7 protein-coding genes are annotated in these 8,082 nt (G+C 46.3%); 2 read left to right on the top strand and 5 right to left on the bottom strand.

Annotated features, from left to right (window positions below):
- The 4 genes from gcvP to RMO52_RS16945 form a co-directional block, all read right to left on the bottom strand.
- The coding region (gene gcvP / locus RMO52_RS16960) for an aminomethyl-transferring glycine dehydrogenase (protein WP_310416504.1) at positions 1-2,315 on the bottom strand (2,315 nt) is incomplete at its 3' end.
- 205 nt (positions 2,316-2,520) lie between these two features.
- A complete protein-coding gene (locus RMO52_RS16955) occupies positions 2,521-2,880 on the bottom strand; it encodes a VOC family protein (RefSeq protein ID WP_309743494.1) in 360 nt (119 codons plus the stop codon).
- Positions 2,881-2,920: 40 nt separating this feature from the next.
- Positions 2,921-3,307: a glycine cleavage system protein GcvH gene (gene gcvH, locus RMO52_RS16950; RefSeq protein ID WP_309743492.1), complete on the bottom strand. Its 387-nt coding sequence runs from the start codon at positions 3,305-3,307 to the stop codon at positions 2,921-2,923.
- Between the two features lie 85 nt (positions 3,308-3,392).
- Positions 3,393-3,605 carry a hypothetical protein gene (locus RMO52_RS16945; RefSeq protein WP_309743490.1) on the bottom strand — a complete coding sequence of 71 codons (213 nt, stop codon included), beginning with the start codon at positions 3,603-3,605 and terminating at the stop codon, positions 3,393-3,395.
- Positions 3,606-3,644: 39 nt separating this feature from the next.
- Here RMO52_RS16945 and RMO52_RS16940 point away from each other — a divergent pair, with 39 nt between their 5' ends.
- On the top strand, positions 3,645-3,773 hold the full coding sequence (locus tag RMO52_RS16940; protein ID WP_309743488.1) for a hypothetical protein: 129 nt from the start codon (positions 3,645-3,647) through the stop codon (positions 3,771-3,773).
- 126 nt (positions 3,774-3,899) lie between these two features.
- On the opposite strand, the gene RMO52_RS16935 is transcribed toward RMO52_RS16940, so the two are convergent.
- Complete coding sequence (locus tag RMO52_RS16935) at positions 3,900-7,490, bottom strand: AAA-like domain-containing protein (RefSeq protein ID WP_310416500.1); 3,591 nt, start codon at positions 7,488-7,490, stop codon at positions 3,900-3,902.
- A gap of 255 nt (positions 7,491-7,745) precedes the next feature.
- On the opposite strand from RMO52_RS16935, the gene RMO52_RS16930 reads away from it, so the two are divergent.
- Positions 7,746-8,082: helix-turn-helix transcriptional regulator (locus tag RMO52_RS16930; RefSeq protein ID WP_310416496.1), on the top strand; the 337-nt coding region annotated here is incomplete at its 3' end.

The following is an 8,082-nucleotide window of genomic DNA, read 5'->3' as shown; positions in this document are numbered from 1 at the left end:
CTCGCGCTACTCCAGGGGGCGGCGGAGACTGCGCCGATGCCTTGTTTGCCGCCCATTGGGATGACTTTGTGGGTGGGGAGATAGGGGGCTAGATGTGCCATCACGCCGATCGGCCCCATGCCGGGGCCGCCGCCACCGTGGGGGATGCAGAAGGTTTTGTGGGGGTTGAGATGACAGACATCTGCGCCGAAGTCGCCGGGACGACATAAACCTACTTGGGCGTTGAGGTTGGCTCCATCCATATAGACTTGTCCGCCGTATTCGTGGACGATCGAACAAATCTCGACGATCGCTTCTTCAAATACGCCGTGGGTGGAGGGATATGTCACCATGAGGGCGGCTAATTTGTCCGCATGTTTGGTGGCTTTGGCGCGGAGGTCTTCGACATCGATGTTGCCATCGTCATCACACGCGATCGGGACTACCTGCATCCCTGCCATAACTGCGCTGGCTGGGTTGGTACCGTGGGCGGATTGGGGGATGAGACAAATATTGCGATCGATATCGCCGCGTTGTTGATGGTATTCGCGGATGACGAGTAATCCAGCGTATTCGCCTTGGGAACCCGCATTTGGTTGGAGGGAGATCGCGTCGAAGCCAGTAATTTCCGCCAGCCAGCGTTCGAGGTCGTTAAATAACACTTGATACCCTTGCGCCTGTTCGACGGGTGCGAAGGGGTGAATTTGCCCGAATTCTGCCCAGGTGACGGGTACCATCTCGGAGGTGGAATTCAGCTTCATCGTGCAGGAACCGAGGGGAATCATCCCGTGGGTGAGGGATAGATCTTTGGATTGCAAGCGGGTGATGTAACGCAGTAACTCGGTTTCGGAGTGATAATTTTTAAAAACTGGGTGAGTAAGGTACTCGGAGGTGCGGGCTAATGTCGATGTTTGGATGCTGGATGTGGAGCTACTAGTTTCGATTTCGGAGTAGGTGAAGTCGAGTGCTTTATCGCCAGCAAAGATTCGCCATAGGTCGATCGCATCGGCTGGTGTGGTGGTTTCGTCAAGGGAGATCCCCATATTATTAGCATCGATCGATCTCAAGTTAATTTGTTGAGATTTTGCTCGTTCTAAAATTTCCGCAGCGTTACCAGTTACCTTTACTTGAAGGGTGTCGAAATAGGGTGCATCGCCGATCGAGTAACCTAATTTAGTCAAGCCAGTAGCGAGGGTAGTAGTGAGATTGTGAATGCGGGTGGCGATCGACCTTAACCCATCTGCGCCATGATAAACCGCGTACATGCCTGCCATAATTGCCAGCAGCACTTGGGCGGTACAAATATTACTGGTGGCTTTATCGCGGCGGATATGTTGTTCGCGGGTTTGGAGCGATAACCGCAGGGCAACTTTACCCCGTTTATCTTTGGACACGCCGACCAATCGACCGGGAATTTGCCGCTTATAGGCATCTTTGGTCGCAAAATAGGCAGCGTGAGGACCACCATAACCTAATGGTATCCCGAAACGTTGCGTATTTCCGACGACGATATCTGCGCCGAATTCTCCTGGTGGTTTTAGTAAGGTGAGGCTGAGAAGATCGGCGGCGACGGTCACTATTGCCCCTGCTGTGTGCGCCCGATCGATTACTTCTGCATAATCATAAACAGCCCCATCGGTAGCAGGATATTGCAATAACATCCCAAATATTTCTTGGCTGAAATCGATGTTTTTGTGGTCGCCAACTACGACTTCAATTCCTAATGGAATAGCACGGGTTTTAATGACGTCGATCGTTTGCGGATGGCAAGCTTCAGACACCCAGAATGTATTGAATTTGGTCTTCTGAATGCCATAACTCATGCTCATGGCTTCGGCTGCTGCCGTGCCTTCATCGAGGAGCGAGGCATTCGCGATCGCCATCCCCGTCAGATCCATGATTGCGGTCTGATAATTGAGTAGAGCTTCGAGTCTACCCTGCGAAATTTCTGGTTGGTAGGGCGTATATTGAGTGTACCAACCGGGGTTTTCTAAGATATTGCGTTGAATGACTGTCGGGGTAATGCAATTGGCATAACCCATCCCGATATACGAGCGAAAGATTTGATTTTTAGCAGCAATTTGTTTGAGCTTATTTAAGACAATATATTCGCTCGAAACTGTCTCAATTGCTAATGGTTGCTGAGATTTAATGGCGGCGGGAACTGTGCGATCGATTAGCTCATCCAAACTGGATACACCGAGTATCCCCAACATCTTATCGATATCTGCGGGTTGTGGCCCAATATGTCGCTGAATAAACTCAGCATTTGTCCTCACATTGATGGCAGGATGAACGTTTTTCGCCTGAGTAAATCGAGTTGGAGATTGAGTCATGTCGATTGGGAATTGGGAATAGACGGTTGGGTATCGATCCACCTGCACAACGATCGCGTCAATTACAGATCGTCAATAATTCTATACATTTATCAACTGTAATAGATCTAGGTGAGTTTGGGTATCAGCAATTCATCGAGATTGGCTCTCCTGAATTCATGGGAAAAATAGCTAAATTTTGGTAGATAGCTCGTCGGTGAAATGTCTACTGATGACAAACTGCTTCTAGCTTATAGCCGTCAGGATCGATGACGTAGGCAGCATAATAATTAGGATGATAGTTGCTCCGAATTCCTGGCGCACCATTATCTTTGCCATTATGTGCCAAGGCGGCTTGATAAAAAGCATCGACACTCGCACGATCGATCGCTTTAAAAGCTAAGTGTTGGCGTTCGGGAACTACCGTATCTGCTTTGCCAGCATACAACCAAAAAAACATTTGCCCGTAAGCCGCAATTCCGGGGATTGCAAAAGAACGTTGAATGCCTAATGCTCCGAGGACGTTATCGTAAAAGGCAGTCGATCGATCGAGGTCGGTAATATAAATGGAAATGTGGTCTAGCATCAGAAATTGTGCGATCTATTTTATTTCAAAATTACGATAATTAACCCTCGACTTTCGATCGATATTCCGCAGCGGAATAGATCCCAGCAACTTCGGTAGCATCTGCTACTGCAATTTCGAGCAGCCAGCCATCCGTATAAGGATCGGTGCTAATGATTTCTGGTGCTTCGATGGCCTTATCGTTACGCTTAATTACTTTGCCACTAATTGGGGCTTTGAGATCTTCGACTGCTTTGACAGACTCGATCGATCCAAATGCACTACCCTTGGCAATCGTGTCGCCTACTTCGGGCAATTCGACAAAGACAATATCGCCTAACTGATCTACTGCAAAGGCACTCACGCCGATTTTGGCGATGTCTCCGCTGAGATCTACATACTCATGGGTATCTGTGTAGCGTAAATTATCGGGATATTCTAAGCTCATTGTGCGTACTCCGATCGACTTTATGCTCTAGCATAGCGATTTATGGCTCTTCGGCGTAACCTTTCGTTCCGAAAGTAGAGATTTATCAGCGACGATCGATATCAATGTGCAAATCAGAGCATAATTGGATGAAGTCGCGCGTCCGGCTTGGGTATAAGCACTCAAAGCACCCAAGACAATAGTCATTCGGCTGTTCTGGGGCTAGTAATAGCGGAATCAATCGATCGATTAATTCTGTCTTAAATGGTGGGTGGGCGGTAGCAAGACGCTGAATACTCGATCGAATTGCCGATCGCATTTCTGGCAGTGCGTGGGTGACTAAGTGAGAATTAATTCAATGCGCGCGAGCGAGATATCGTCTGCTAATTGTCCGAATAGTTGGACGCCAACTACCCGTACTGAATCTACTGGCGATGCGAGTAAAGCATCGATTAAACCGGATGGTAAATCGCTAGTTGGTGTCTGATGATTGAGTCATATTTGTGCTTCACAGGTTTGCATCCGCAACCCAACCTACAGATCCGTGTACTGAGACAATTCTAGGTTAAGTTCCTCAGAAGAGGCTCGCGGGAACGAGCGTGAGTAAAAATCGTTAAGGTTTACAGATCGTTGCGAGCGATGTCTTGAGGTCGCTTGCGGCGGCATAATGGGCTTGATACTCTTGTAACTGCTGACAACCTTGAGTATATGAATCCTCTAGGCTCAGATATGCCCGTTCCAACTTAGTTAAGTTCCAAAACCTCATCACGCCATTTCTATTGACAGCGATGAATGTTTTGCTATCGGGGCTAAACGCTAAACTCAAGCCATTAAAACCTTCAAGCGTGCGACGTAACTCGCCATTGCGACTCCAAAACTTGATGGTACCATCATCGCCAGCGGTGGCAATTTCTTGAGAATTATGACTAAATTGAATATCGACGATCGATTCCCGATGTCCTTGATAAGCATTCAATAATTTACCGTCATCAACATCCCATAATCTGACCATCCCATCGATACCCGCAGCGGCGATCGTTCGACCATCGGGACTAAAATTGATTTGACGCAAAGTTTTCGGTTTTTGACCGCGATCGTTTAAAATCCGTACAGTTTTAAAATCGGTAGTGCGATGCAGTTCTACCCCAGCGCTAGTAATTACTGCTAGATAACGACCGTCCGGACTAAAGGTCACTTTCCACGTCCAATGATCGTTATTGAGGATCGAAAACTCTTTCAATAGTTTACCATCTTTAACATTCCAAATCTTCAGTTTACCATCGTCCCCGACAGAAGCTAAGTACCGGGCATCGGGACTATAGCTAACATCATAGGCAAAGTTATCATGCTTTAATGTCCGTACCAAACTCCCATCTGCCCAGTTCCAAATTTTGATAGTATTATCTTCACTAGCTGAAGCGATCGAAGTTTCATCGGGACTAAAACTCAAGCCATAAATCCAATCTTTGTGAGCGTTAATAGTTTTGATAAGCGTGCCATTGGCTTGCCAAATTTTAATTGTTTTATCCGAACCTGTGGTCGCTAGATATTTGCCACTAGGACTATAGATTACTTTCTGGACTGCGAACTGACTGGCACTAGTATTGCGTTCGAGAGCAGGATCTGGCTCCCAGAGCGTTACTTGATAATTAGCAGCAGCAAGGGCAATCCGACTACCATCAGGACTATAATCAAGCCCTTTATATGCCGATTGAGCGACAACAATCGTGGTAAGTAAAATATTGCCCAATTCGTTCATAGTTAGAGTAACAGTTGGACTGGCGAGAATCCGATCGAAATCCCAGAGCTTGAGCGTACTGTCTCCAGATCCAACTGTCGCTAGTTGGCGATTATTAGGATTGAAGGTTATGAAAAAGGCATCATTATGAGCGAGATTGACAGTTTTCTTGAGTTGAAACTTATCGCCCATAATTTCCCAAACTTTCAAACTTTTATCGCTACCACCGCCGCTAGAAACTAGCCATTTACCATCGCGACTAAAGGAAATTGAATATACCCAATCTTGATGACCTCTCAAAATTTTAGGACTGAGATTGGTTTGCCAGTCCCAAACTTTAATCGTTGTATCGGTACTAGCTGCGGTAAGATATCTACCATCAGTGCTAAATTTGAGATCGCGAAAACTATGAGTGCGATCGCTAGGGTTGGCTAGATCGTCTGGAAACTTCAATATTTTAACTATTTTACCGCTGCTAACTTTCCAGATAATTACTTCAGCATCTTGAGAATCGGTATTAGTTGCCGCAGCGATATATTGAGAGTCTGGAGTGATGGCAACTCGAATAAATTTATCGCTGCTATTACGTCGCTCCAAGCTAGGAGTTAATTTTTGTCCTTGCGGATTCCAGACTCTCACTTGAGGATTGTCGCCAACAGTCACGATCTTTTGACTGTCTCGATCGATCGCCAGATCCATTAAGGCATGAGGATGGGGAATAGAGCGTAGTAATAGCCCATTTGGTTGCCAGATTTTTAGAGTATTGTCTTTACTAACCGAAGCAATAAACTTCCCATTCGGACTATAACTAACTCCTGTAACTGTATTGTTATGCTTGAGGCGATTGCGTTCGAGCGTACCATGAATAGCGTACTGAAGATTGGTTTTGATATCTAACTGTAACTGCTGCAATGCTGCCTTGCTTAATAACTGTTTTTGAGCTTGAAATAATTGAGTAGCTTCTAATGTACCGACCAAAGTTTCGAGCGTATTCTTAGAAGTATCTGACTTAATTAATGCCTGATTGAGAGCATTTTTAGCCGTAATTGTCGCAACTTGAGCGTTTTCTTTCTCCCGGCGAGCTTCAGCACCTAAGAATAAAGCACATAGCGCCCAGAGAATCGCAATTCCCGAGATCGACCAGAGTTGTTTGATTCGTTGTTGGAGAATTTCTTGATTGGCTTCATGACTGCGCTGTTCGCGACAAGCACTGAGAAATCGATCGTCTAAATTACTCAAGCTTTTGCCTGTAGACCAAATTAGGGCTTCTGCTAGTGCTTTACCTCGCAATAATCGAGATTTATCTTGTTTATTTGATTCGAGCCACTCGGCTAAAGCGGCACCATAAGGACGGAGATTTGCTAATTGCTTGTCTACCCATTCGAGATCGAAGATCGTCGCGTAAATAGCATTACTTACCTGCAATCGATCGCCAACTTTAACAACGATACCAGATAGTTGTAGCTCCTGTTCTTCGGTGCGATCGCCGCTGGTAATTCCCCGACGATCTAAAGCCTGTTGATATAATCCGAGCAAACTACCCGATCGCATTTCATTAGCAGTTAGTCGCGTCGCAATGGTTTTGAAATGAGTAGGATTATCTTTACTTTCCCAATCGGTAATAAGTTCGGCGGTGACAAGTCGATCGATTGCCGTTTTTGGATCGCCCCGGTGGATGAATTTATTTTGCTTAACTAAGAGGTAGCACAACTTTTGCGTCAAAAAAGGTTGTCCGCCCGTCCAGTGTAAAATTTGAGCTAACACGGCTTGCGGATCGTCAGCGAGATCGCGCAAGCCAACAGCCAGCGGTGTAGCTTCGGCGATCGTAAAGCCACTTAACTCGATCGCCCGACCGATATTAAACGGCGTACGTCTTTTATCATTAATTAAGTTGGAGGGTGTTGCTACCCCAATAAGTGCAAAAGTCAAGCGATTGTAGTCGGGATTTATCGAGCGTCGATCGTAGCAACTTCTAATCAGTGCAAAAAAATCATCGGTAGAGAAATCCCGACTTAACGTGCTATCGATCTCATCGATAAAAATGGTAATCGGCACCGTTGTTTCGGGCAACAACACCGTTTCAATTAACTCAGCCAATCGTTGAGATGGCGAAAGAAACTCGCGCTCCAACCACCAACTTTTCATAAACTGGAGCGGATTGGCTAGCTTAAAATCTTTAATTAACGTGTAGGCAATCCCGGCATACCATTGTTCGGGCTGGATATTCCCACTCCCCCGTCCCGACACATCGATCGTCGTACAAGCTACCCCTTCACTGCGGAGGCGATGCAGCGTCCGTACCAGTAAGCTTGTTTTACCCATCTGGCGCGAATTGAAGACATAGCAAAAATCGCCAGCTTTTAAACCAGCATAAAAATCGCGATCGGCTTGTCTGATGACGTAGCTAGGCGCATATTCCGGTAAACTTCCCCCAACTCTATATTCATAGGGTTCATTCTCTACCATGTTTATCAATCGAGCTACGTGGAGATTTCTAGTTATCTAACTCTATCAAACCACAGCCAGATCGGAGTTAAGACCGCTAAATATCGAGTTGTGATTTAGTTAGCATCGAGTTACGATTGACTTCCGAGTCCGATCTGACTAAAATCGATCTATAACATTCAGTGTGGTACATTTTCTCGACTGGCGATCGATCGTCAGATGTGTTCGCTCCTAAATTGAAAGTTGGTTGGTATATTAAACATTTAGGAGAGACCGATGCCACGCTCAGTCAGACTTCGGGCAGATGTGATGGGGAAGGTGCAAACGATCTTTCACAATAACTTTTTTTGTCAGAAGGACTTAGCTGATGAGGCTCAAGTCGTCTCTTCGACGATTAGCAATTTTCTCAATGGCAAACCGATCGATCGCCGGAAGTTTCAAGATATCTGCGAAAAATTGGGGATCGAAGACTGGCGTGCTCTAGTTCAAAAGCCGCAGGGAGGAGATGGGCTTGCACTGAGCGGAGCCGAAGTGGAGACGGGGGGACGGGGAGATGGGGAGACGAGGGAACTGGGGGACAGGGAGACGGGGGGAGCGGAACAATCTCTAGGGG

It is taken from the genome of Chamaesiphon sp. OTE_8_metabat_110 (assembly GCF_031382685.1).
Classification (GTDB): Bacteria; Cyanobacteriota; Cyanobacteriia; order Cyanobacteriales; family Chamaesiphonaceae; genus Chamaesiphon.
Note: the sequence above shows the minus strand (reverse complement) of the source record. Positions and strands in the feature narration are given on the sequence as shown.